Origin of the sequence: Microtetraspora glauca, assembly GCF_040656155.1 — a bacterium.
Lineage (GTDB): Bacteria > Actinomycetota > Actinomycetes > Streptosporangiales > Streptosporangiaceae > Microtetraspora > Microtetraspora glauca.
In genome coordinates this window covers 67,270-88,632 of record NZ_JBFALK010000012.1, presented here as the reverse complement: position 1 = coordinate 88,632, position 21,363 = coordinate 67,270, and the positions used below count along the sequence as shown (strand labels likewise).

The window sequence follows — 21,363 nt, the reverse complement described above, 5'->3', positions numbered from 1 at the left end:
GAGGGCGCGATGCCCCCCTTTCCCGCCTTGCGCACATTTGCTAGCTATGCGCTATCTTGGTGATATCACTTCAATAGCAAGGAGGGGCGATGGAGCGTCGGGCGTTCCGCCTGAACGGCTTCGCCGTGACGATCGGGCTGCTGGTGCTCGGCGGCGCGCTGGCCGCGGCCGGGCTGGCGATCGGTGTCGAGGCGTTGGCCGGGGCGGCGATCCTGTGGGGTGTGATCTTCGTGATCGTGGCCACGGGCTTCACCGTGATCAACCCCAACGAGGCCAAGGTGGTGCAGTTCCTCGGCCGCTACGTCGGCTCGGTGAACGACGCCGGCTTCCAGTGGGTGGCGCCACTGACGACCAAGCAGCGCGTGACCCTGCGCGTGCGCAACTTCGAGACGGCCAAGCTCAAGGTCAACGACGCCGACGGCAACCCCGTGGACATCGCCGCGGTCGTCGTCTACAAGGTCGTCGACACCGCGCGGGCCGCGTTCTCTGTCGACGACTACGAGGAGTACGTCGCCATCCAGTCCGAGGCGGCGGTGCGGCACCTGGCCACCAGCCACCCGTACGACTCGCACGTCGAGGGCAGGACCAGCCTGCGCGACGGCGCCGAGGTGGCCGAGGAGCTCACCGCCGAGCTGCGCGAACGCACCGGGCTCGCGGGGGTCGAGGTCCTGGAGGCCCGGATCACCCACCTGGCGTACGCGCCGGAGATCGCCCAGGCCATGCTGGTCCGGCAACAGGCCGCGCAGGTCGTCGCCGCGCGCGCCCACATCGTCGAGGGTGCGGTCGGTATGGTGGGGCTCGCCCTGGACCGCCTGTCCGAGCAGGGCGTGGTCGAACTCGACGAGGAGCGCAAGGCCCAGATGGTGTCCAACCTCCTGGTCGTCCTCTGCGGCGACCGGGCGACCCAGCCGGTGGTCAACGCCGGCAGCCTCTATGCCTGACCATGCCAGAGCGCAAGAAGCTCCTGCTCCGGCTGGACCCGGCCGTCTACGAGGCCGTCGCCAAGTGGGCCGCCGACGACCTGCGCAGCGTCAACGCCCAAATCGAGTACGGCCTGCGCCTCGCGCTCAGGCAGGCGGGGCGCGACACCAGACGCGACGGCCGGGACGGCACCGGAGAAGGCGCGGCGGAGGGCGCGTCGGCGGGTGCCGGACGGAGCGCCGGAGAGAGCACGGAGCCGGACGTCCCGGATAGCTGACCGGTCCTCCGGGACGTCCGGCGGCGGCATGGCATCGACTGGCTCCTTCGGGGCGAGTGGGTGGTGGCGAGGCTTTCGCGGTTCAGACGGCGAAGAGCAGGACGGCGCTGATGAGGACGATCACGGCGGTGGCGAAGTGGATGCCGAAAGCCGCGGCCTTGGTGCCGCCATGGCGCAGGACGATGAGGGTGTCGCCGAGGGGCGTGAGGGCGACGGCCAGCATGAACCAGCCCACCGCGTGGGCGTCCGCGAAGGCGATCAGGGCGAGGCCGATGATGCCGGAGGTGAGGTCGCGCAGGCCCTTGATGGTCAGGTACGCGGCGTCGCCGTCCTGCTTGGCGGGCACGCCGTAGCCGGCGGCGGCGGCCTGGGGGGCCAGGAGGAAGCGGGCGCCGATGACGATGACGAAGAGGGTGAGGACGATCGCGAGGCCGTAGGCGATGGGGGTGAGCATGGTCCACTCCGATTGCTAGCAGTGCTAGGAACAAGACCGACGCTATCAGAGCGTGGATAGAAGCGCTAGCGATGCTAGGCTGCAGACGTGTCGATTCAGGAGCGCCGGGAGCGCGAGCGGGCGGAGCGGGAGCGGTTGATCATCACGGCGGCCCGGGAGCTGGCCGAGGCCGAAGGGTGGGAGGCGGTGACGATACGCCGCCTCGCCGAACGGGTGGAATACAGCCAGCCGGTGCTCTACAGCCACTTCAAGGGCAAGGACGCCATCATGGCGGCGGTCGCCGTGGAGGGTTTCGCCGACCTGGCCGCCGAACTGCGCGCGGCCCGCACGGCGGCGACCGATCCTCGACAGGCCCTCGCCGTGGTCAGCGCCGCCTACACCGCGTTCGCCGAGCGGCGTTCCGCGCTGTACGACGCCATGTTCAGCCATGTCGTCGACCTGCCGTTCGCCACCCCCGAGGCGCCGCCCGCCCTGCATGCCGCCTTCGGCGAGCTGAGCGAGGCCATCCGGCCACAGGCCGGTGACGACGACCTGGGTCTGCTCACCGAGGTCTTCTGGGGCGGCCTCCACGGGCTGGTCACCCTCATGCGCGGCGGCAGGCTCCCGCGCGCGGACCACGACCGGCGGCTGGCACTGCTGATCAGCCGCTTCACCCGCGGATCCGCCTGAACGTCGACCGATTCCCCGAGCCAGGAGGGGGATATCGGTCGACGTCGGCTTCGGCGGCGGCCCACCGCGGCGCGTTCTGGGGGCTGTTCTCGATGTCGGCCAGGCTGGTCGTGTCGGACCGTGGCTTGGAGGCCCAGGTCCTTCTGCGCCGCTTGGACGTTACTCTCGTTCCGGCCGGTGACGACCGCTTGAGGACTTCGCGGCGGAAGGCGTTCTCGGACTTTATGGCGGCGCTGCGGCGCCGTACGGGGGCCGTCTCGGGGCGGCTGGGCCGGTCTGGGGCGCGCGTCCGGGCCGTCAGGCGAGTGTCGGTGCGGGCCTCGCGCTGCCGGCGGATCTCGCGGGCCCGGCGGGGGTTTCCGCGTGGATGTGCTATGGAGGTGCCGTGACGAATCCCCGGAATCCCCAGGCTGTGAACGGCAGGCCCTTCGACGCCGTGCTGTGCGATCTCGACGGCGTGATCCGCTTCTACGACATGACCGAGTTGACCCGGATGGAGCAGGCGGCCGGGCTGGCGGAGGGAACGACCGCCAAGGTCGCCCTCGCGCCCGGGAACGACCTGCCGGTCCTCCGGGGCGAGCACACCGTGGAGCAGTGGATCGAGGCCATCGCCTCCGAGCTCGCTGCGCGGGTTCCGGCGGAGCGGGCCCGCGAGCTCGCCACGATGTTCACGCGGACCCCGTTCCGCGCCGACGAGAACGTGGTGGAGATGCTCCGCCTCGCGCAGGCCCATGTGCCCGTCGTGCTGGTGACCAACGCGACCCTGGACGTGGAGGACGACCTCGCCCTGCTGGGTCTCGCGTACTTCGCGGACGACGTCGTGAACAGCGCCAGGATCGGCGTGGTCAAGCCGGACGCGAGGATCTACGAGATCGCCGCCGAGCGGGCGGGCGTCCCGATGGACCGCTGCCTCTTCGTCGACGACCGGGCGGAGAACGTCGAGGCCGCCGTGGCGCTCGGCATGACCGGTGTGGTGTACGGCGCCATCGCGGATCTGGAGGAGGCCCTGGCCCCGCTTCTCGCCCTGGCCACGCCGTAGAGCGGAGTAACCCGATGGCGGGCAAACAATCCTGGAGATTATGGCGGTAACAGCTCGGGAAGGACGCGTGTCATCGGCGCGGGCCGAATTCCCGTACGCGATTCCGTCCACCGGTATGGAGAGGATCGGTCGCCGCAGGGCGAGCAGACGCTCCTTTCGGGTGGGTTTGGGGGGAATAGCGGTTCATTGCCGATGTGTTGGCCGTTGAGCGAGGTGAAGTCCGGCGACAGGAGCCGGTGAGGGGGGATCACGCGGCGCACGCGCAGGGCAGTGGCCGATCCGATCACATCCTGAAGCGCCGGGTGTCCCACGCGTACGCGGCTGTGAACATCCGTGCGCGGCGGCACCTGTGATCCGCCCCCTTCCGCGCCTCATCATCTCTGAAGGAGCACCGTCCTTATGCGGGCACGTCCGTCTGTCACGACGTCTACCGGCCCCGGTCCGAGCTCGGCCGCCGGGACAGGGGAACGCGGCGCCGGGAACGGCGTCGTCCTCACCGTTCTTCACGAAGACGACCTCCCTCCTTCGCGGGATCTCCTGCACGACCTGGCCGGCGAGGTCCGGTACGCCCGCCGGGCGGAACTGGGCGACGCGCTGCGGGGAAGCGACGCTCTCCTGATGTGGGACTCCTTCTCGCCCGCCCTCCGCGAGGCATGGCACCACGCCGACGCGTTGCGCTGGATCCACGTGGCCGCGGCGGGCGTCGACCGGCTGCTCTTCGATGACCTGCGGGCGTCCGACGTGATCGTGACGAACTCCCGCGGCGTCTTCGACCGGCCCATCGCCGAATACGTCCTCGCCTGCGTCCTGGCCTTCGCGAAGGACCTGCCGGGGTCGTGGCGGTTGCAGGGCGAGCAGCGCTGGCGGCACCGCGTGACCGAGCGCATCGACGGGAAGACGGTCATGATCGTCGGTACCGGCGCCATCGGTCGCGAGATCGCCCGCATGCTCCGCGCCGTCGGCCTCACGGTCCTGGGCGCGGGACGCTCGACGCGGGACGGCGACGCCGACTTCGGCGCCGTGTACGACTCCTCGCGGCTCGCCGCGCTGGTCGCTGACGTCGACTACCTGGTCAACGTGGCGCCGTTGACCGGTGAGACCCGAAGGCTGATCGACGCCGACGTCCTCGCGGCGCTCAAGCCGGCGGCCCGGCTGATCAACGTCGGCAGGGGGGAGACGGTGGACACCGAGGCCCTCGTCGAGGCCCTGCGTTCGGGACGGCTCGCCGGGGCGGCGCTCGACGTCTTCGAGGAGGAGCCGCTCCCGGCCGGACATCCGCTGTGGTCGTTCCCGCAGGTGCTGATCTCCCCGCACATGAGCGGCGACGCGGCGGGATGGCAGGAGGCGCTCGCCGACACGTTCCTGGAGAACCTGCGCCGATACGTCGCGGGCGCGCCGCTGATCAACGTGGTGGACAAGCACCTCGGCTTCGTCGTCTCGCCCTGATCGCCGATGCCGGGCCCGGCGCCGTCGGCCCCTCCGCTCTATCGGCCGCCTCCCGCGTGGCCGGTGCGCTCCACACGGTCGACGGCATAGACCATCCGGCGGCACTGGAGCGAAGGGTTGCTCAGCAACGGCTCGCACTCGCCGGTGCCGACGAACCCGAGCCGCTCGTAGAGCCGCCGCGCCCGATCGTTGCCCTCGACGACGTACAGCGCGATCGTGGGATACCTCTGCTCCTGCGCCCAGGCGATGACCTCGTTCACCAGGATGCCGGCGGTGCCGTCGCCGCGAGCGGAGGGGTGCACCCACATGCTGATCAGCTCGACGGCGTCCGGCCCCTCTTCCGGGAAGTAGGCGCCGACGATGCCGACCGGGGTCACGTCGCGGAAGGCGACCGCCCGGAGTCCGCCCTCCGGCCGCAGGCGTGCCCGCCAGGTCGCCTCGTCGTACGTCTGCTCGGTGGCGAGTGACGCGCCGAACGCGTCCGGCGCGTCCGCGAGCGCGGTGAGGCGCAACTCGCGCCAGACGGCCCAATCATCAGGCCCGATCCGGCGCATGCTCACATTGCCGGTCATGTCGCCCATCACCGTGTTTCCTCCGCGTTTCCTCCGCGCCCGATGACGATCCGGCCAATGTACGGGAACCCCCTCGAGCCCGCGCGCCAATATTCGCCCCGGCGGCGGCGAGGAGGTGGCGGTGTTCAGCGGCACAGGGGGATGCGGAGCACGAACCTGGCGCCGCGCGGGCTGTCGCCGATCGTGAGCGTGCCGCCGTGGTTCTCGGCGATCTGCCGCGCGATCGGCAGTCCGAGGCCGGTTCCCCCGGCGTCCTTCTTCCTGGAGGCGTCGAGCCGGGCGAAGCGCTGGAAGACGATCTCCCGTTTGTCGGGCGGGATGCCGTCGCCGTCGTCCTGCACTTCGAGCACCGCCGCCCCGTCGTCGCGGGCGACCTTGATCGTCACGTTGCTCTCGGCGTGGCGCTCCGCGTTGTCGAGGAGGTTGCCGAGCAGGCGGGCCAGGTGGAGCCGATCGCCGGTGACCGTCACGTCGGGCGCGAGCTGCTCGGTCACCGTGACACCGCGCGGTCGCAGTGCCAGCTCGGACGTGACCAGCTCGGCCAGATCGATGGGATCGTGCCGCCTGGGAGCGCCCGCGTCCAGCCGTGCGATCTGCAGGAGGCTGGAGACCAGGGCCTGCAGTCGTTCCACGCTGTCCAGCAGCGTCTGCGCGGTGGCCCCCCAGTCGGTGTCCTCCGGGTGGAGGAGCGCCTCCTCGATCTCGGTGCGTATCGCGGTCAAGGGGGTGCGCAGGTCGTGGGAGGCGTCCGAGGCGAAGCGGCGCTGCCGATCGACCGCCGTCTCGGCCCGGTCGAGCGTCTGGTTCGCCCGCTCGGCGAGCCGCCGCAGCTCGTCGTGGAACCAGGGGACCGGCACCCGCCGGCTCAGGTCGCCGACGGTGATCTCGGCCAGCTCGGACGTCATGACGTCCACCGGAGCGAGCGTCCTGCTCACGATCCGGTTGGCTGCCAGGGCCGTCGCCCCGACCAGCACGATCCACCCGGCAATGACCAGGCCGAGCACCGTGAAACTGACATACCAGGGGACATCGGGGACCGCTATGTGGAGCCGCCACACCCCGTCGGGCATATGGAAGGGGAAGTAGATGCCGATCTTGCACTCGCCGGGGAACGCTCGCAGGTCGCAGACGTTCCGGGTCGCGTAGCCCGTGGGCTGCATCATCAGCCTGTTCATCGGTGGTGCGTTCGCCACGTTGGGCGTCGCCGCGACGAGGGTGCCGGACGGGTTGAAGACCTGGATCGCGGTCCCCGGAGTGTCGGGCAGACGAGGAACCCTGCCCTTCTCGTGCACCTGCTGGGTGATCTCCACCGCCTGGGTGACGAGGTTCTTCACGTGATATTCCCTGACGTTCTCCCGTATGGCCATCAGGATGATCGCCGCGCCGACAGTGCAGATCAGCGCCATGACGGCAGCCGTGATCGCCGTCAGGCGGGTTCTGATGGAGCAGCGCTGCCACATGCTCACCCGGGCCCTGTCGTCACCCACGTGATCACACTAGGGCAGCTGTTTTCGATAAAAGGGATATTTCACCCCAAAAATGGTCAACGGGCGCGCCGTGTTCCGGGCCGCTTTCCCGCCGACACCCGCGTCCGGCATGGCCCGCCGATGTCCGCCGCGTACGGCGGAGCGCCACGCGCGCGGGGGCGGCACCAAGGCACTCCGGGTTTCGCGCCGGTGGCCGGACGGGTTCGTGATCCGGCCACCGGCATGGGGGGTGGAAGGGGCTGAAGCGGTCAGGACTTGGCGCACCACACCTTGACCGCGCCGATCACCTTGTACGCCTGCGCCTGGGTGATCGCCGTGTCGCCGCCGGACAGTTGGGCGACCGTGTACTGAGCCAGGCTCATGCCGCTCTCCGGGGGATTGAGGATCCGGCTGCACACCTGGCCGGCCTGCCGTATCGCGCGGTCCTCGTTCTCGGCGAGTCCGGGCGCGATCGCCTGGAGCGTTTCCAGGTAGACCGCTCGCTGCCCGGCGTCAGGTGCCGGCAGCGTGGCCGTGCGGTCGGCCGCCGCGCTCTTGGCCGGCTTCGCGGCCGGCGGCTTCGCCTCCTCGCCGCCGGTCAGCAGAACGATCGCGACGCCGACGGCGGCGACGACCACGATGGCGACGACGATCAGCAGCGGCGCCTTGCTGCGGGGCTTGCGGCGGGAGGTCGGCGGTGGGGGAGGGCCGGGCTGTCCCGGTTGCTGCTGCCATTGCTGCTGGGGCGGGGCGTCATACGGCTGCTGCTGGTAGCCAGGCGTTTGGTGCATGAATTTGAACGTAGAGCCCTCGGCTCTTCCTTGTCGCGGGTATACGCCGAAATGGCCGCTTTTGGTCGCGAATATCCGAGCTGTCGATCATCAGATACCGCATCCATTGCTATTCCGGACATAAAGGTGAAAATAGCGTCAAAGGATGCTTTGGGGGGCTTGTTAGGCCAGGGAGCGGACAGACCCTGGGAAGGCTCAGGTCTCTCGAAGGGAAATCCGATCATGTCCGGACACCCTCAGCTGCCCTTCGTACGGCGTGACGTTCTGGAGATCTCCCCCGAGTTCGGAGAACTGCGGGCCAGGGAGCCGATCACCAGGATCCGCACCGAGACCGGAGACGAGGCGTGGCTGGTGAGCGGCTGGGAGGAGATCAGGCAGGTCTTCGCCGACGAGCGGTTCGGCCGGTCGCACCCCTGCCCCGAGTCGGCGCCCCGCCTGTCCAACAACGCGTTCGCCGGCGGCCCGACCGGCGATCACGCCACGGAACGCGCCGTCCACGACTCCATGCGGCGGTTGCTCGCACCCGCCTTCTCGGCCCGCCGGATGCGGAGCCTGTCCACCCGCGTGGATCTCCTGGTGAACGGGCTGCTGGACCGGATGGCCGAGCAGGGGCCGCCCGCCGACCTGCACGAGCGGTTGTCCGCCCCGCTGCCCATCCAGGTGATCTGCGAGCTGCTCGGCGTGCCGTACGAGGACAGGGGGAAGTTCCGGGCGATCGCCGAGGAGATGACGGACCTGTCCGACCCGGCGCGCTCCGCCGCGGCCCAGGCGCGGATGAACGCCTACAGCTACGCGATCGTCCGGTCCAAGCGGGAGCGCCCCGGTGAGGACGTGTACTCCGACCTGGCCGCCGCCGAGCTCCCGGAGCACGAGATCGCCAGGATCGCCGGCGGCCTGCTGTTCGCCGGGCACGAGACGACCGTCAACCAGATCGACTACGGCGTGCTGCTGCTCCTGCGCGACCCGGCCCAGCGGGACGCCCTCGCCCGCGACCCCGGACGGGTCCCCGGAGCGGTGGAGGAGATCATGCGGGTCGCCGCGCCGAGCCAGCACGGCCTGCTCCGGTACGCGCACGAGGACGTCGAGATCGGCGGGGTGACGATCAAAGCCGGTGAACTGCTGATGCTCGCCACGTTCGCGGCCAACCGGGACGAGCAGGCGTACGCGGACCCCGACCGGTTCGACATCGGACGCGAGAGCCTCAACCCGCATGTCGGCTTCGGATACGCGAACCACTACTGCCTCGGGGCGAGTCTCGCCAGGGTGGAGCTGTGCGGCGTGTTCCGCGCGCTCTTCCCGCGCTTCCCCGACCTGCGCCTGGCCGTGCCGTACGAGGAGTTGGACGCGCGGGCCGACCGCCTCACCGGAGGTTTCACGGCGCTTCCTGTCACCTGGTGACCCGGTCGGCGCCCCGGCCGGTGACCCGGCGCCGATCCTCCGGCGGCCCGATCCCCGTGGGGGCTCTCCTACATGGCCGGCAGCATGGAGCGGGATAGCCGCCCTCCCGGGGCGTAGACGGCGCACATGACGTCGCGGTCCCCGTCGGCCCAGGTCTCCTCCGTGGGCATGATCGGGTAGAAGTCCAGCCCGGACGCGGCGTCGCCGGTCCAGTGACGGGCGAACATCGCCCCGCATCTCCGCCACGCGAACGCGGAGAGCGCGGCGCGGTCCCAGGGGCCGTCCGGGACGTGCGCGAAGCCGTACGACTGGTTGTCCGCCCCACCGACGCACGGCGTGTAGGTCACGACGGGCTCCCCGGCGGACGAGGAGTAGGCCGGATCGCTGAAGCACTCGCCTCCCTCGATGTGGAGGATCCCGGTCGTACGCGCCGTGATGAAGGTGTCGTCCTTCGCCACGGCCTGCGTGGGCGGGACGACGAAGAGGGCGCCCAGCGCGGCGATGCCGGGCAGCAGCGCCCACCCGCGCGAGCGGACCCGCGAGGGGATGCGGGCGGTGGCCATCGTCGTCACCTGTCCGTCGGCTCCATCTGGTCAGCGACCTTTTCCATTGTTCGGCGCGATCGTAAACGAGCCTCGGTGAACGCCGGCCCAACGGCGGATGTCGCGAAAGAGGACGATCATCAGTTCATCTCACGTCCAGCTCACGGTCGATCAACGGTCAGCCGTCCCTGGGTGAATTCGGGCGTCCGCCTGGCGATCGCAGGTGGACCGCAGCCCCTCATCCAATGGAGTGAAACGAACGTGAGTGACGTCAGACGACCGTGGCCGATCGGGTCCCGGCCGGGCAAGCTGGCGATGATCGGCGCGGGCGCGCTGCTCATCGGCGGCCTGTCCGTCGGCCCCGTGGCCTTCGGTGCGGCCGCTCCGCCCGTGTACCCCGCCTCCGAGCTGAACAAGCCGTCCCCCATCCCGGACCGCATCATCCTCACCCCCACCACCACGCCGTCCGGCAGCCAGAAGGTGACCTGGCGCGCCGAGGCCACCGCCGACACGGCGCAGGCCCAGATCCTGGAGGCGCCGCGCGCGCTCGGCCAGGTCCTTCCGGCCGCGGGCGCGGTGAAGACCGTCATGGCCGGTGCCAGCACGCCGGTGAACACGACGCTGGGATACGCCTCGACCTACCACACCGTTGAGTTCTCCGGCCTGAAGCCGAACACCCGGTACACCTACCGGGTCGGCGACGGCACCAACTGGAGCGCGTGGACGGACTTCACCACCGCCGCCGCCGGGTTCCAGCCGTTCTCGTTCATCTACTACGGCGACGCACAGAACTACATCGACTCGGCCGTGCCCCGGGTCTTCCGCCAGGCGTTCGCCGACCGCCCGCAGGCCAGGGCGATCGTCAACGCCGGTGACCTCATCGACTCCGCGAACAGCGAGGAGCAGTGGGGTCAGTGGTTCCGGGCGGGCGGCTTCATCGACAGCCAGGTCAACAACATCTCGATCCCGGGCAACCACGAGTACAGCAACGGGCTGTCGACCTTCTGGCGCCCGCAGTTCCCGTACCCGGACAACGGTCCGGGCAACGCCGAGCTGAAGCAGACCGCCTACACCGTGGACTACCAGGGCGTCCGCTTCATCGGGCTGGACTCCAACTACCAGAGCAACGCCACGCTGATGGCCGCGCAGACGAGCTGGCTTGAGGGTCTGCTCAAGGACAACCCGAACAAGTGGACCGTGGTCACGCTCCACCACCCCGTCTACTCGACGACGGGCACCAGGAACAACCCGCAGGTCCGCGACCAGTGGGGCCCGCTGTTCGAGAAGTACGGCGTCGACCTGGTCCTCCAGGGCCACGACCACTCGTACGGCCGTGGCAACGTCCAGACGGCGCGGAAGTCGGCCACCGTACACAACGGCGTCGTCTACGTCGTGTCCGTGTCCGGCGGCAAGATGTACGCGCTCAACAACGGCGAGAACTGGACCGGCAACGGCGCCGAGGCCGTGAGCACCAGCCAGAACACGCAGCTGTACCAGCTCATCGACGTCGAGGCGGACAGCATCCGGTTCGAGTCGCGGTACGCCAACGGCGAGCACCACGACGGCTTCCTCGTCAGGAAGAACGGCAACGGCGAGCGCACGGTCAACGAGATCCGCACCGCGGAGAACACCGTCGGCGAGCAGGTCGCGGTCGACAAGACCACGGTCGAGAAGAAGGGCTCCCTCAAGGTCTCGGCGTACGGCTACGACCCGTCCGAGCAGGTCACCGTCCGGCTGCGCGCCGCCGCCGACGTCAGCGCCGCGGAGAGGGGCAAGGGCGACGGGCACGGCGACGTCGAGATCGGCCGGGCGCAGGCCGACGAGCTGGGCCGGCTGACCTACGACCTCCGCCTCCCGGCCAACGTCAAGGACGGCACCTACGTGGTCTACCTGGAGAGCCAGAACCAGAAGATCACCAGCCCCGTCGTCACCGTCACCAAGAAGTAAGCGGAGACCGTGTGGGGACCCGGGTTCGCGGTCCCCACACGGCTTCGTAAGGGAGAACCCATGTCCCTGTCCCTCCGGGTGCTCGCCTGCCTGTTCATCTCCGGCCTCGCGGTCGGTGGCCTCGCCCCCGCGGCCGCCGCCCACCCGTTCGGCCCGCCCTCGACCGCCCGGGTCAGCGTGGACGGCGCGAACGTGGCCGTCACCTGGCTCGCCGCCGAGGACGACTGGGTCGCGCTCGGCCAGTCGCTCGGCGCCTTCGAGGACCCGTCCACAGGCGCGGTGTCGGTGGAGCTGACGGGGGAGCAGAAGCTCCAGCGTTCCTCCGCCGTACGCGACTATCTCCTCTCCCGCGTGGCGGTCACGCGGGACGGCATGCGCTGTCCCGGACGGCTGGAGCCCCTTGAGCGGCTGCTCGCCGACGGCGCCCGCTTCGTCTTCGAGTGCCCCGGCCCGGTGGTCGACGCCGACATCACGGTCGAGGCGCTCACCGACCTCAACGCGTCCTACCGCACCATGATCACCGCGGACACGCCCGCCACCCCGGACCGCGCGCTCCTCACCGCCGCGCGCGCCACCCAGCGCATGCGCTTCACCTCCGCAGGTACGTCGTCCGGGGTCATGTCCGTGGCCCTGTCCGGGAGCCTCGGCGCCGTCGGCGTGGCCGCGCTCGGCGCGATCGTGCTGGTACGGCGTCGCCGCCGCCCCGCCGTGGCGGCCGACCGGCGGAACGACGGAGGTGCGCGGGCATGACCGGCGGCACGGAGTCCGAGAACTACCTGATCAGCCTCTTCGACAGCACCGGGGCGTTCTGGCTGGTCCTGGCCGTCGCGTTCGGCGTGGGCGCCCTGCACGCGGTCGCGCCGGGACACGGCAAGAGCGTGACCGCGGCCTACCTCATCGGAACGCGGGGCCGGTACCGGCACGCCGTGCGCCTGGGGGTGATCGTCGCGCTGATGCACACCTTCTCGGTGCTCGTCCTCGCGCTGGCCTGGGTCGGCCTGTCGACCGCGGCCTTCGACACCAAGACCGTCACCGCCTGGATGCAGATGCTGGCCGGACTCGTGGTGATCGCCGTCGGCGTCCATCTCGTCCGCCGCCATCTGATCACCCGATCGCACGGCCACGGGCATGGGCATGGGCATGGTCACGGTCACGGTCATGGGCACGGTCACGGTCATGGGCACGGTCATGGGCACGGTCATGGGCACGGGCATGACGGGGATCCGCTGGTCGATCCGTGGTCGTGGCGCGGCCTGACGGCGCTCGCGATCTCCGGCGGGCTGGTCCCCTCGCCCTCGGCGTTCATCGTCCTGGTCACCGGGCTGCTCACGGGACGCGCTCTCGTGGCGGTCACGGTCGTCGTCGCGTTCGGCGTCGGGATGGCCCTCACCCTCACCGCGGTCGGCGTCCTGACGATCCGGGGATCGGCGCTGCTGGCCGGTCGTACCCGGGGGTCGCGGTTCGCCGCCGCGGTGGCGTCGTGGACCCCCGCGCTCGCGGGCGTCGCGGTCTCGGCCGGCGGTCTCCTCTATCTCGCCACCGCCATCGGCGCCCTCACCTCCTGACGCAGGGCGAGGGGCACCTGCTCACAGCCTCGTGGATGCACAAGTCAACCGACGCGACTCCACGGAACGTGGGGCACATCATTCCGGCGCGAGCCGGCTCCCACCGATCGCCGCCAGGTACGCATCGTGGTCACCGACGCAGGACACGAACTGGTGCCCGCCATCGAACTCGCGTGGGCCGAACTCGCCGAAGAAGCACTGGGCGAGGCGAGAGTGGAGCAACTCGAGATCACGCTCGACACTCTCGAACGAGCCAATGACCGACTACGAGGCATTGTCGGAGAAGGCCGGTCATCCTCGACCGCCCCCACCGCTACCCGGGCTACACCCCGGGATCGGCGATCTCCGCCACCCGCACTCCATCCAGTTCCAGGCCACCCCACCTGGTGCCGTCCAGCGTGAGGATGTCCGCCCGCCACAGCCGCGCCAGCATCACCGTGTGCGCGTCCTCCCAGCGCTGCTTGTCGCCCAACCGCTCCGCGACTCGGCCGAGCTCCAGCGCGTCGTCGAAGTCGCCCAGCGCACCATACGAGCCGTGCTCCAGCCTTGCGATGCCCCGCACCGCCGGAAGGAACCCCGACTCGTCGCCGCCGCCCATCTCCGCGGCCACCGACGCGACGATCAGCGCCGGCACCACCAGCCGCAGGCCCCGTGTATCCAACCCGAACAGCATCGTGATCAGCGAGAGGTCCCCCCGGGCGACCTCCGACACCACGGTGGAGTCCAGGACATAGCCGGCCTCAGCCATCAGCGGTCTGCTTCTCGACCCGCTCGCGCTGCGCCAGCAGGTGGGCGGTCATCCGCTCCACTCGCGCCGAGGAGTCCGGATCCGCCAGCACCGTCTCCACCGCCGCGAGGACTGCGGCGTCGGCCGTGTGGTCCGCCTCGGCCCGCCGAGCCAACGCGGCGTTGACCAGAGCCGACACCGACTTGGCCCGCCCCGCCTGCACCTCGGACTGCGCGTATTCGAGCAGCTGCTCCTCGATGGTGACACTCACCGGCTTCGTCGTCATGCGATAACCATACGATGAACCGGCTCGGGCTGTAAGGAACCCCGCGAGACAGCGAAGTGCCGACACTGAGCACCCAGGGCCGGCGCACCACCGCCTGACGTCAGGACCCGCGACGGTCCACCATCACATCGGACAGCGCTGGGTCCGGGACCTGGCGGCAGATACCGACCAGGTGCCATCCCCGGTGCTCGTACCTCGCGCACACCGTGCCTGCCGACCTGGGAGAGTCACCGCTAGACGCCCGACAGGAGCCCCTCCAGGTCGCGGATCTCGCGCAGCAGCTCCGGCGCGAGCGACTCCGCCTTGTCCCGGTCGAGCCGGACGCTGGGCCCGGCGATGCTGATCACACCGACGGGCGTCGAGGCGCCCGCGGGCACGATCGCCGCGGCCATGCCCGCCAGCCCGGCCTTGTAGATGGCGTCAACGAAGGCGTAGCCCTGCTCGCGGGCGCGGACCACGTACTCCATCAACTCCGCCTCGTCACGGGGGGCGCGGGCACCGAACTCCGATTCCTTCGGATATCCCTGCGCGGCGGCCAGCTCGCTCACCCGCGCGTCGGTCTGGTGCGCCAGCCAGGCGATCCCTGTCGCGCTGCAGCTGAGCATGACCTGGGCTCCCATGTCGGGGTCGTCGTAACGCAGGCCGTTGCGTGCCCCCTGCCGCTTCTCCACCCAGAACAACCGGTCGTCCTCGACGATGCTGAGCCGTACGAGCTCACCGGAGACCGCGGCCAGCCGCTGGAGGGCGGGCTTGGCCAGGTCGACCAGCGGATACTGGCCGAGATGGCGCAGCGCGAGGGAGGTGAAACGAAGGCTGATCGCATAGTTGCCCTGCGGCCCCACCTGCTGCGTGAAACCGGCGGCGGCCAGTTCAGCCAGTGCCCGGTGCGCCGCGCTCTTGGGAAGGTCGAGCCGCTGCGCGATCTCGTTGAGAGGCAGGCCGTCGATCTCCGTCGCGAGCACCTTGAGCACGGCGAGGCCGCGTGCCAGCGATCCGCTCATGAAAATCTCCCTTCAGTCGTCAACGCATTCAGGCCCGTCCGGTCAACTCGGCTCCGAATTCTTGGAATACGTGCTGTCGGAGCCGTCGTGAAGCGTCTGTGATTTTCCCATGACCTCGACGGTGGCGCGGTCCGCGCGGCCTGGTCACTCATTACGTGAATTGCCGGTGACGTGACGTGCCGCGAGGAAACCGAATGTCATCGCCGGGCCGAGGTTGATGCCGCCCGCGGGGTAATGGCCGCCCATGACGCTCGCCTGGTCATTGCCGACGACGTATAGGCCCGCGATCGGGTTCCCATCGGCGTCCACGGCCTGGGCATGCTTGTTCGTCCTGATGCCGGCGAACGTCCCGAAGCTCCCGGGCACCACACGGACGGCGTAGAACGGGCCCTTCTCGACAGGACCGAGGGACGGATTCGGCGTCGACTTCTTGTCCCCGCCGTAACGGTTGAATGGCGTGGAGCCGCGCCCGAATTCGTCGTCCACACCGCGGCGCGCGCCGTCGTTGAATCGTGCGACGGTCCGCTCCAGTCCGTCGGGGTCGATGCCGCAGACCTGGGCCAGTTCGCGTAGGGTGCGGCCCTTCTTCAGATATCCGCTCCGGAGATAGGGGAAGAGCGGCACCGGCCGTGGCTTCACCATGCCCAGGGGGTATCTGCGGACGTATCGCGAGTCGGCGATCAGCCACGACTGGACGGGCTCTCCCTCCGGCGCCGCCGCGATCATCCCCTCCACGTAGTCGTAGTAGCCGTTCGCCTCGTTGACGAAGCGCCGGCCGGTGCTCAGCACGCCGATCGCGCCCGGCTTCGCCCGGTCCATGATGTGCGGGAACGTGCCCACGCGCCCGTTCCGGTACGGCACGAGCGAGACAGGGCACCACGCGGCGGGAGAGGCCACGTCGGTGCGGAAGTGGGCGCCAACCTGCTCGGCCATGGTGATGCCCGAGCCGTCCGCCGTTTCCGGCGCCAGCGTGTGGTGCTCCCTCCCGGTCGGCGTGCGGGGGAAGAGTCGCCTGCGCCGTTCGACGTCGTTCGGGAATCCGCCGGTGGCGAGGATGACGCCCCGCGAGGCGAGGTAGCGTGTCACGCCCTGTGGCGTTCGGACCCGCGCGCCGATGACCCGGCCGTCCTCGTCGGTGAGCAGCTCTTCCGCGGCCGCCGAGACCCGTAGGCCGACCCCGCGGTCGTCGGCGGACTTCGCCAGCCGCGCCGTGAGCGCGGTGCCGTTGACGAGCTGCATACCGGTCCGGTGAACGACGAGGTCGATGATGTGCAGCCCGACCCGCCAGGTGGCATGGAGGAGGCCGCGGAGGTCCCCCCGCGACGCGGAGAGGAACCGTTGCAGGTCGGAGCCGGCCATGATGCCGAGCCCGAGGAAAGACGTCTCGTACAGCTGGCGGCGCAGCTTCCTGCGCAGCGGCCGGGGGATGCGCCGCGCGTTGACCGGCTTCGGACCTACGGAGCGGTGACCTGTGCCCGCGCCCGGCAGGTCGCCGTAGATGTCGTTGATCGTGGTGCCGGGAACGAAACGCATGAATGTCTGGTGATGGAAGAAGTCCACCATCCGGGGCGCGCCGTCGAGGAACGCGTCGATCCGCTCGGCGTCGTAGTCGTCGCCCAGGCAGGTGCGGAGGTAGGTGCGGAACTTCTCGGCACCCTCGTCGACGCCGTCCGCCTTCGCGAAGAAGGAGCCGGGTGTCCACATCCACCCGCCCGACCACGCGCTCGCGCCGCCCAGCACCGGCGCCGCCTCGACGACCTCGACGCGAGCTCCCGCGTGCGCGGCGGTCACCGCGGCGGACAGGCCGCCGGCGCCGGAGCCGATCACGAGCACGTCGCACCGGACCTCCGGTATCGCCGATGCGGGATCGGTGTGGTGATGACGGGAAGGGGAGGGACTCTTCATCGCTGCTTTCTCCACGCTGGGTGGTGTCATGGGGTCAGGCGTCCCCGCTGAGGCGGTCGAGCACCGCCCGCGTCGCCTGGAGCGCCCTGGTCGCGCGGATCCGGGCCGGGATGCCGGCGTGGTTCTCGAAGGGTGCCTCCACCCCGAGAGGAAGATCCGGGGGCAGGTGGCGTAGCGGCGCGAGCACGTCGAGCCCACCCTCGCCGGGCGGGAGCCGTGCGTTCCTGGCCTGGTAGATCAGTTCCGCCTGGTCGGCGGGTTCGCGAGCCGGAGCGTCGCAGAGCTGGGCATAGCGGAACCACTCCACCGGAAGCGCGTCGATCAGCTCCGGATCGCTTCCCGACCGGGCGAAGTGGATCGAGTCGATGAGCAGCCCGACGTTCGGGTGCGCGGCGGCGCGGAGAACCTCCGCGGCGTCCGCGAGGTCACTGACCGCCGTCCACGGCATGAACTCCAGATTGGGCGTGAGCCCGTACGGCTCGGCGAACGCCGCGAGGGCGGCGAGGTTCTCAGCGAGCCGTCCCCGTTCCGGGTCCATGCCGGCGACGAGGATCTGGCTCGCACCGAGGTAGGCGCCGGTTTCGAGGAACGCCTCGAACTCGCGGACGTCCGTCGTCTCGGTCAGCCGCAGGATCTCGATGTCCCACACCGGGATGCCGAGGTCGTCGGCCAGCAGCCGGGTCCGCTCCACCAGCGGGGTACGGCCGACCATCGGCCACGACGGCTCGTCGGGCGTCGCGGGCACGAGGCGCAAGCCGACCGCGCCGTAGCCGGTCTCCGCGCCGCACCGGACCAGGTCCGGCGGGGCGAGGTCGAGTACGGTCAACGCCGACAGGGACAACACGCGGCTCATGAGGCCACCGCCTTCGTCTCACCCGCGTACAGGTCGAGGATGCGGCGCGCGGTGTCGGTGCCGGAGACGATCGACGCGCGGACGGAGCTGCCCGGCCGTCCGGCGGCGTCCCCGGCGACGAACGTGTGGGCGTCGCCGTACGCGTCGCGGTCGAGGGGCCGCGCGTGCACCCCCTGGGAGACGAGCACGATCCCCGGCGCGTCGATCCAGGTGCGCTCCGCGCCGTCGTGGACCAGCACCCGGTCGTCCCCGATCTCGTCGATCGTCGCTCCGAAGATCATCCGTACATCGGGGTTCGCGGCCAGCCGGGGCAGAACGAGGATCTTGCTGCGGCGACCGAACTCCGGTGCGATCCGCGGCTGCGCGCCGACCATCAGCACCCGTACGCCCCGGCTCGCGAGGGTGTCCGCGACGCTCATGGCCGGGCCGTCGTTGCCCCAGATCGTCACCGCTCCGGGGAGATCGTCCGACTCGTGGCGGGCGAGCCAGTCACGCAGGTCGTGGACACGCTCGCCGTCGATCCCGGGGATGGCCGGCGTGTTTCCGGCACCGCCGGTGGCCAACACGACCGCGTCCGGGGACAGGGACGAAACCAGGGCGCCGCCGGCGCGCGTGTTCAGTCGAACATCCACGCCGCGGGCGGCGAGGCACTCCGACGCCCACCGGAGGTAGCGCCCGAACTCCGGATTGGGCTGCTGCCTGGAGGCCAGTTCCAGCTGCCCGCCGAGCCGGTCGCGTTCTTCGAGGACCGTCACGTCGGCGCCGTTCTCCGACAGGAGGACGGCCGCGCTGAGGCCCGCGGGGCCCGCACCGACGACGACCACGCGTGGCGCGTCCCCACCCGTCCTCCCGACCGTGGGCGCCGGGAGGAATACCCGGCCCCGGCCCACTTCGGGGTTGACCGAGCAGGTGACCGCACCGTCTCCGAGCCCGTCGATGCACACGTTGCAGGCGATGCAGGGCCGGTAGCTCCCACCGGACAGCGCGGCCCGCGCCCAGGTCGGATCGGCGTGGAGCGCGCGCCCGATCGTGACGAAGTCGGTGACACCGTCGGTGATCGCCCGCGCGGCGGCCTCGGGAGTGTTGAGCCGACCCGCCATGCCGAGCGGCAGGCCGAGCTCCCGGTACCGCCGCGCGTACGGAGCGAGGAACCCCGGGCTCCACTCGCCCGACTGGATGATCCATTCGCCGGCCTCGTAGTTGCCGGCGGAGATGTCGAGATAGTCGAGCAGGTCCAGCCGTGTCTCCGCGATGATGTCGAACTGCTGCTCCGCGGTCAGCCCGCCCTCGGCCCCCTCCACGGCCGAGACGCGCAGGCCGATCGTGAGCTCGGGCGCGGCCTCCCGTACGCGGTCGATCACCAGGGCGAGGAACTCTCCCGGATCGCCGAAACGGTCGGCCCGCCTGTTGTAGAGCGGCGACATGAACTGGTGGATGAGGTAGCCGTGCCCGCCGTGGATCTCGATGACGTCCGTACCCGCCGCGACGCATCGCGCGGCCGCTTCGCCGAACGCCCGCGCGAGCTCCTCGATCTCGCGGATCGTCAGCTCTCGGGGCATCTCGCCGCCGGACACCTCGCACGGGATCGGGCTGGGGGCGACGGCGGGGAAGCCGGACACCGTGGCCTGGACGGTCCTGCCGCCGTGGTTGAGCTCCATGCCGAGCAGGGACCCTTGGGCGTGCAGGGCGTCGGCGAGGGCGCGTACACCCGGGACGCACTCGTCGCGGTGCATGCCGAGCTGGTGGGTGCGTCCCCGGCCGTCCGCTCGCACGAAGGTGGCCTCCGTGAAGACGAGGCCCACGCCCTCACGCGCGCGGCGGAGCAGGTAGTCCCGGTACAGCTCCGTCATGAAGCCTTCGGGAGTGCAGTAGTTGCGTTCCATCGGCGCGGAGACGATGCGGTTGGGCAGGCGCACCCTGCCGAGGTCGAGGGGGCGGCCGAGGACGGACTGGGCCGAGACGGCGGGTCGTTCGGTCGCGGCGGACGCGGGCACGTGGCTCCTTCTGGACGGGTTTCGCCATCCGGGCGCACGTCGTCGGGCGTCCGGATGGTGGTTCGAGAGATGACTTCCGCGACGTGCCGCCGGACCGGGCCACACGCGACCGCTTGTCGCCGTACGTGGGCTGTGTGCCGGCTTGTACGCCGCGGGGCGTCAGGACGGTCAGGCCCGCGCGGACGCCACGACCTGCAGCGCCTCGCGGTAGGCCGCGACCGTCTCGTCGATGTCGGCTTCGCTGTGTTCGGTGGAGAGGTAGAGGCGCCCGCCCACCGGGACGAAGATCCCGCGCCGCAGCAGTTCCACGGCGACGCCGTCGTAGATGCCGTAGTCGCTGGCCAGGTAGTCCGGGAAGCGGCTGCCGCCGGAGACGCCGGGCAGGCAGTGCATGAGCGCGCCGACCTGGTTGACCGTGACCGGGATGTCCACGGCGCCGAAGGCGTCCCGCACCCCGGCGGCGAGCTTGGCGCTCAGCCGGTCCATCCGCTCGTAGACTCCCGGCTTCGCGAGGATGTCGAGGGTGGCGTCGACGGCGGCGAGGACGAGCGGGTTGCCGTTGTAGGTCCCGGCGTGCATCACGCCCCGCGTGACCTGGTCGATCAGGTGCGCCCGGCCCGCGACGGCGGCGACGGGATACCCGCTGCCGATCGCCTTGGCGAGCACGATGAGGTCGGCGTCGACGGAGAAGCGCACCGCCGCGCCGCCGAGGGCGACCCGGAACCCGGTCAGCACCTCGTCGAGGACGAAGACGGCGCCCGCCCCGTCGCAGAGCCGGCGTACCCCGTCGAAGTAGCCGTGCGGGGGAGTGAACACGCCCGAGTTGCTCATGACGGCGTCCATGAAGACCGCGGCGATGTCGGAGCCCGCGCCGCCCAGCGCCTGCTCCAGCGCGTCGAGGTCGCCCCACGGCACGAGCACGACGTCATCGAGCACGGACGGGGTCTGGCCCGGTGTGCCGAGCCCGTCCAGCCGTCCCTCGGCATCGGGACGGTAGCCGACCAGGAACTGGTCTGACCAGCCGTGGTAGTTGCCGACGAACTTGATCACCTTGTGCCGCCCGGTCGCGGCGCGGGCGAGCCGCAACGCGATCTGGGTCGCCTCGCTGCCGGTGTTGGTCCACAGCAGCTTCTCGGTGCCGGGGATGAGCGCGAGCAGCTTCTCGGCGGCGAGGTACTCGTAGGCGTGCCCCGACCCGTACGTGGCGCCCAGTCCGACCTGGCGCTGGACGGCCTCGACGATGTGCGGGTGGGCGTGCCCCGCGATGACCGGGCCCCAGCCGAGGACGTAGTCGATGTAGCTGTTGTCCTCGATGTCGACGAGGCGTGATCCGCTGCCCCCCTTCATGAAGATGGGGTGGGGCTTGGACGTCAGCCGGGCGCCGCTGGCGACGCCGCCGCCGACGACGTCCCGCGCTCGCTGCCACGCCTGGAAGGACGCGTTCCAGTTGTCGATCGCCATGATCGGCCTTTCGTCTGGTGGGGGTTCGGGGAGACCGGCCGGGGGCATC

22 protein-coding genes are annotated in these 21,363 nt (G+C 70.5%); 9 read left to right on the top strand and 13 right to left on the bottom strand.

Translation table 11 applies throughout. The features are described from left to right. The first annotated feature begins 89 nt into the window (after positions 1–89). Both AB0I59_RS22000 and AB0I59_RS21995 read left to right on the top strand, forming a co-directional pair. The gene (locus tag AB0I59_RS22000) at positions 90–941 is read left to right on the top strand and encodes an SPFH domain-containing protein (RefSeq protein ID WP_358135491.1); all 852 of its coding nucleotides are present in this window, start codon (positions 90–92) and stop codon (positions 939–941) included. A 2-nt stretch (positions 942–943) separates the two neighbouring features. Then, the gene (locus tag AB0I59_RS21995) at positions 944–1,198 is read left to right on the top strand and encodes a type II toxin-antitoxin system antitoxin (protein WP_358135489.1); all 255 of its coding nucleotides are present in this window, start codon (positions 944–946) and stop codon (positions 1,196–1,198) included. A gap of 82 nt (positions 1,199–1,280) precedes the next feature. Here the strand turns inward: AB0I59_RS21995 and AB0I59_RS21990 are convergent, their stop codons facing one another. Then, a complete protein-coding gene (locus tag AB0I59_RS21990) occupies positions 1,281–1,652 on the bottom strand; it encodes a DUF4267 domain-containing protein (RefSeq protein WP_358135486.1) in 372 nt (123 codons plus the stop codon). A gap of 87 nt (positions 1,653–1,739) precedes the next feature. On the opposite strand from AB0I59_RS21990, the gene AB0I59_RS21985 reads away from it, so the two are divergent. The 3 genes from AB0I59_RS21985 to AB0I59_RS21975 all read left to right on the top strand — a co-directional run bounded on the left by AB0I59_RS21985 (position 1,740) and on the right by AB0I59_RS21975 (position 4,806). Next, positions 1,740–2,321 (top strand): TetR/AcrR family transcriptional regulator, encoded by a 582-nt coding sequence (locus tag AB0I59_RS21985; RefSeq protein ID WP_358135483.1) that lies wholly within the window; start codon positions 1,740–1,742, stop codon positions 2,319–2,321. Positions 2,322–2,706: 385 nt separating this feature from the next. Then, positions 2,707–3,360 carry an HAD-IA family hydrolase gene (locus AB0I59_RS21980; RefSeq protein WP_358135480.1) on the top strand — a complete coding sequence of 218 codons (654 nt, stop codon included), beginning with the start codon at positions 2,707–2,709 and terminating at the stop codon, positions 3,358–3,360. Between the two features lie 399 nt (positions 3,361–3,759). After that, the gene (locus AB0I59_RS21975; protein WP_082776491.1) at positions 3,760–4,806 is read left to right on the top strand and encodes a D-2-hydroxyacid dehydrogenase; all 1,047 of its coding nucleotides are present in this window, start codon (positions 3,760–3,762) and stop codon (positions 4,804–4,806) included. Between the two features lie 38 nt (positions 4,807–4,844). On the opposite strand, the gene AB0I59_RS21970 is transcribed toward AB0I59_RS21975, so the two are convergent. The 3 genes from AB0I59_RS21970 to AB0I59_RS21960 form a co-directional block, all read right to left on the bottom strand. Further along, positions 4,845–5,387, bottom strand: a complete 543-nt coding sequence (locus tag AB0I59_RS21970; protein WP_358135477.1) for a GNAT family N-acetyltransferase — start codon at positions 5,385–5,387, stop codon at positions 4,845–4,847. A 116-nt stretch (positions 5,388–5,503) separates the two neighbouring features. Beyond that, the gene (locus tag AB0I59_RS21965; protein WP_358135475.1) at positions 5,504–6,865 is read right to left on the bottom strand and encodes a sensor histidine kinase; all 1,362 of its coding nucleotides are present in this window, start codon (positions 6,863–6,865) and stop codon (positions 5,504–5,506) included. A 248-nt stretch (positions 6,866–7,113) separates the two neighbouring features. Beyond that, on the bottom strand, positions 7,114–7,635 hold the full coding sequence (locus AB0I59_RS21960) for a DUF732 domain-containing protein (RefSeq protein WP_358135472.1): 522 nt from the start codon (positions 7,633–7,635) through the stop codon (positions 7,114–7,116). A gap of 222 nt (positions 7,636–7,857) precedes the next feature. On the opposite strand from AB0I59_RS21960, the gene AB0I59_RS21955 reads away from it, so the two are divergent. Next, positions 7,858–9,033, top strand: coding sequence for a cytochrome P450 (locus AB0I59_RS21955; protein ID WP_358135469.1), 1,176 nt, complete (start codon positions 7,858–7,860; stop codon positions 9,031–9,033). Between the two features lie 68 nt (positions 9,034–9,101). Here AB0I59_RS21955 and AB0I59_RS21950 read toward each other — a convergent pair whose 3' ends face one another. Beyond that, complete coding sequence (locus AB0I59_RS21950; RefSeq protein WP_061252920.1) at positions 9,102–9,605, bottom strand: hypothetical protein; 504 nt, start codon at positions 9,603–9,605, stop codon at positions 9,102–9,104. A gap of 231 nt (positions 9,606–9,836) precedes the next feature. On the opposite strand from AB0I59_RS21950, the gene AB0I59_RS21945 reads away from it, so the two are divergent. From AB0I59_RS21945 to AB0I59_RS21935, 3 genes are read left to right on the top strand one after another with little or no spacing between them, the layout of a single operon-like run. Beyond that, positions 9,837–11,522: a purple acid phosphatase family protein gene (locus AB0I59_RS21945; RefSeq protein WP_358135465.1), complete on the top strand. Its 1,686-nt coding sequence runs from the start codon at positions 9,837–9,839 to the stop codon at positions 11,520–11,522. Between the two features lie 60 nt (positions 11,523–11,582). Further along, positions 11,583–12,272, top strand: coding sequence for a hypothetical protein (locus tag AB0I59_RS21940; RefSeq protein WP_358135462.1), 690 nt, complete (start codon positions 11,583–11,585; stop codon positions 12,270–12,272). Next, positions 12,269–13,087 (top strand): nickel/cobalt transporter, encoded by an 819-nt coding sequence (locus AB0I59_RS21935; RefSeq protein ID WP_358135460.1) that lies wholly within the window; start codon positions 12,269–12,271, stop codon positions 13,085–13,087. The genes AB0I59_RS21940 and AB0I59_RS21935 overlap by 4 nt, the downstream gene beginning before the upstream one ends. A gap of 78 nt (positions 13,088–13,165) precedes the next feature. Here AB0I59_RS21935 and AB0I59_RS21930 read toward each other — a convergent pair whose 3' ends face one another. The 8 genes from AB0I59_RS21930 to AB0I59_RS21895 form a co-directional block, all read right to left on the bottom strand. Beyond that, positions 13,166–13,309: a hypothetical protein gene (locus tag AB0I59_RS21930; protein WP_358135457.1), complete on the bottom strand. Its 144-nt coding sequence runs from the start codon at positions 13,307–13,309 to the stop codon at positions 13,166–13,168. Positions 13,310–13,409: 100 nt separating this feature from the next. Continuing rightward, on the bottom strand, positions 13,410–13,835 hold the full coding sequence (locus AB0I59_RS21925; RefSeq protein ID WP_061252923.1) for a hypothetical protein: 426 nt from the start codon (positions 13,833–13,835) through the stop codon (positions 13,410–13,412). Then, positions 13,828–14,100, bottom strand: a complete 273-nt coding sequence (locus AB0I59_RS21920) for a hypothetical protein (RefSeq protein WP_061252924.1) — start codon at positions 14,098–14,100, stop codon at positions 13,828–13,830. The genes AB0I59_RS21925 and AB0I59_RS21920 overlap by 8 nt, the downstream gene beginning before the upstream one ends. Positions 14,101–14,333: 233 nt before the next feature. Further along, positions 14,334–15,101: an IclR family transcriptional regulator gene (locus AB0I59_RS21915; RefSeq protein ID WP_061252925.1), complete on the bottom strand. Its 768-nt coding sequence runs from the start codon at positions 15,099–15,101 to the stop codon at positions 14,334–14,336. A gap of 144 nt (positions 15,102–15,245) precedes the next feature. After that, positions 15,246–17,006, bottom strand: coding sequence for an FAD-dependent oxidoreductase (locus AB0I59_RS21910; protein ID WP_358135453.1), 1,761 nt, complete (start codon positions 17,004–17,006; stop codon positions 15,246–15,248). 34 nt (positions 17,007–17,040) lie between these two features. Continuing rightward, a complete protein-coding gene (locus AB0I59_RS21905; RefSeq protein WP_358135451.1) occupies positions 17,041–17,859 on the bottom strand; it encodes a sugar phosphate isomerase/epimerase family protein in 819 nt (272 codons plus the stop codon). Then, positions 17,856–19,853, bottom strand: a complete 1,998-nt coding sequence (locus tag AB0I59_RS21900) for an FAD-dependent oxidoreductase (RefSeq protein WP_358135449.1) — start codon at positions 19,851–19,853, stop codon at positions 17,856–17,858. The genes AB0I59_RS21905 and AB0I59_RS21900 overlap by 4 nt, the downstream gene beginning before the upstream one ends. 168 nt (positions 19,854–20,021) lie before the next feature. Continuing rightward, positions 20,022–21,314, bottom strand: coding sequence for an aspartate aminotransferase family protein (locus AB0I59_RS21895; protein ID WP_358135447.1), 1,293 nt, complete (start codon positions 21,312–21,314; stop codon positions 20,022–20,024). Positions 21,315–21,363: the final 49 nt, after the last annotated feature.

Excerpts from the sequence above, each read along its gene's own strand:
- AB0I59_RS21955 (WP_358135469.1), top strand. The coding sequence starts at position 7,858 with ATGTCCGGACACCCTCAGCTGCCCTTCGTACGGCGTGACGTTCTGGAG.
- AB0I59_RS21970 (WP_358135477.1), bottom strand. The coding sequence starts at position 5,387 with ATGGGCGACATGACCGGCAATGTGAGCATGCGCCGGATCGGGCCTGAT.
- AB0I59_RS21925 (WP_061252923.1), bottom strand. The coding sequence starts at position 13,835 with ATGGCTGAGGCCGGCTATGTCCTGGACTCCACCGTGGTGTCGGAGGTC.
- AB0I59_RS21915 (WP_061252925.1), bottom strand. The coding sequence starts at position 15,101 with ATGAGCGGATCGCTGGCACGCGGCCTCGCCGTGCTCAAGGTGCTCGCG.
- AB0I59_RS21895 (WP_358135447.1), bottom strand. The coding sequence starts at position 21,314 with ATGGCGATCGACAACTGGAACGCGTCCTTCCAGGCGTGGCAGCGAGCG.
- AB0I59_RS22000 (WP_358135491.1), top strand. The coding sequence starts at position 90 with ATGGAGCGTCGGGCGTTCCGCCTGAACGGCTTCGCCGTGACGATCGGG.
- AB0I59_RS21990 (WP_358135486.1), bottom strand. The coding sequence starts at position 1,652 with ATGCTCACCCCCATCGCCTACGGCCTCGCGATCGTCCTCACCCTCTTC.
- AB0I59_RS21960 (WP_358135472.1), bottom strand. The coding sequence starts at position 7,635 with ATGCACCAAACGCCTGGCTACCAGCAGCAGCCGTATGACGCCCCGCCC.
- AB0I59_RS21920 (WP_061252924.1), bottom strand. The coding sequence starts at position 14,100 with ATGACGACGAAGCCGGTGAGTGTCACCATCGAGGAGCAGCTGCTCGAA.
- AB0I59_RS21995 (WP_358135489.1), top strand. The coding sequence starts at position 944 with ATGCCAGAGCGCAAGAAGCTCCTGCTCCGGCTGGACCCGGCCGTCTAC.
- AB0I59_RS21975 (WP_082776491.1), top strand. The coding sequence starts at position 3,760 with ATGCGGGCACGTCCGTCTGTCACGACGTCTACCGGCCCCGGTCCGAGC.
- AB0I59_RS21940 (WP_358135462.1), top strand. The coding sequence starts at position 11,583 with ATGTCCCTGTCCCTCCGGGTGCTCGCCTGCCTGTTCATCTCCGGCCTC.
- AB0I59_RS21910 (WP_358135453.1), bottom strand. The coding sequence starts at position 17,006 with ATGAAGAGTCCCTCCCCTTCCCGTCATCACCACACCGATCCCGCATCG.
- AB0I59_RS21905 (WP_358135451.1), bottom strand. The coding sequence starts at position 17,859 with ATGAGCCGCGTGTTGTCCCTGTCGGCGTTGACCGTACTCGACCTCGCC.
- AB0I59_RS21935 (WP_358135460.1), top strand. The coding sequence starts at position 12,269 with ATGACCGGCGGCACGGAGTCCGAGAACTACCTGATCAGCCTCTTCGAC.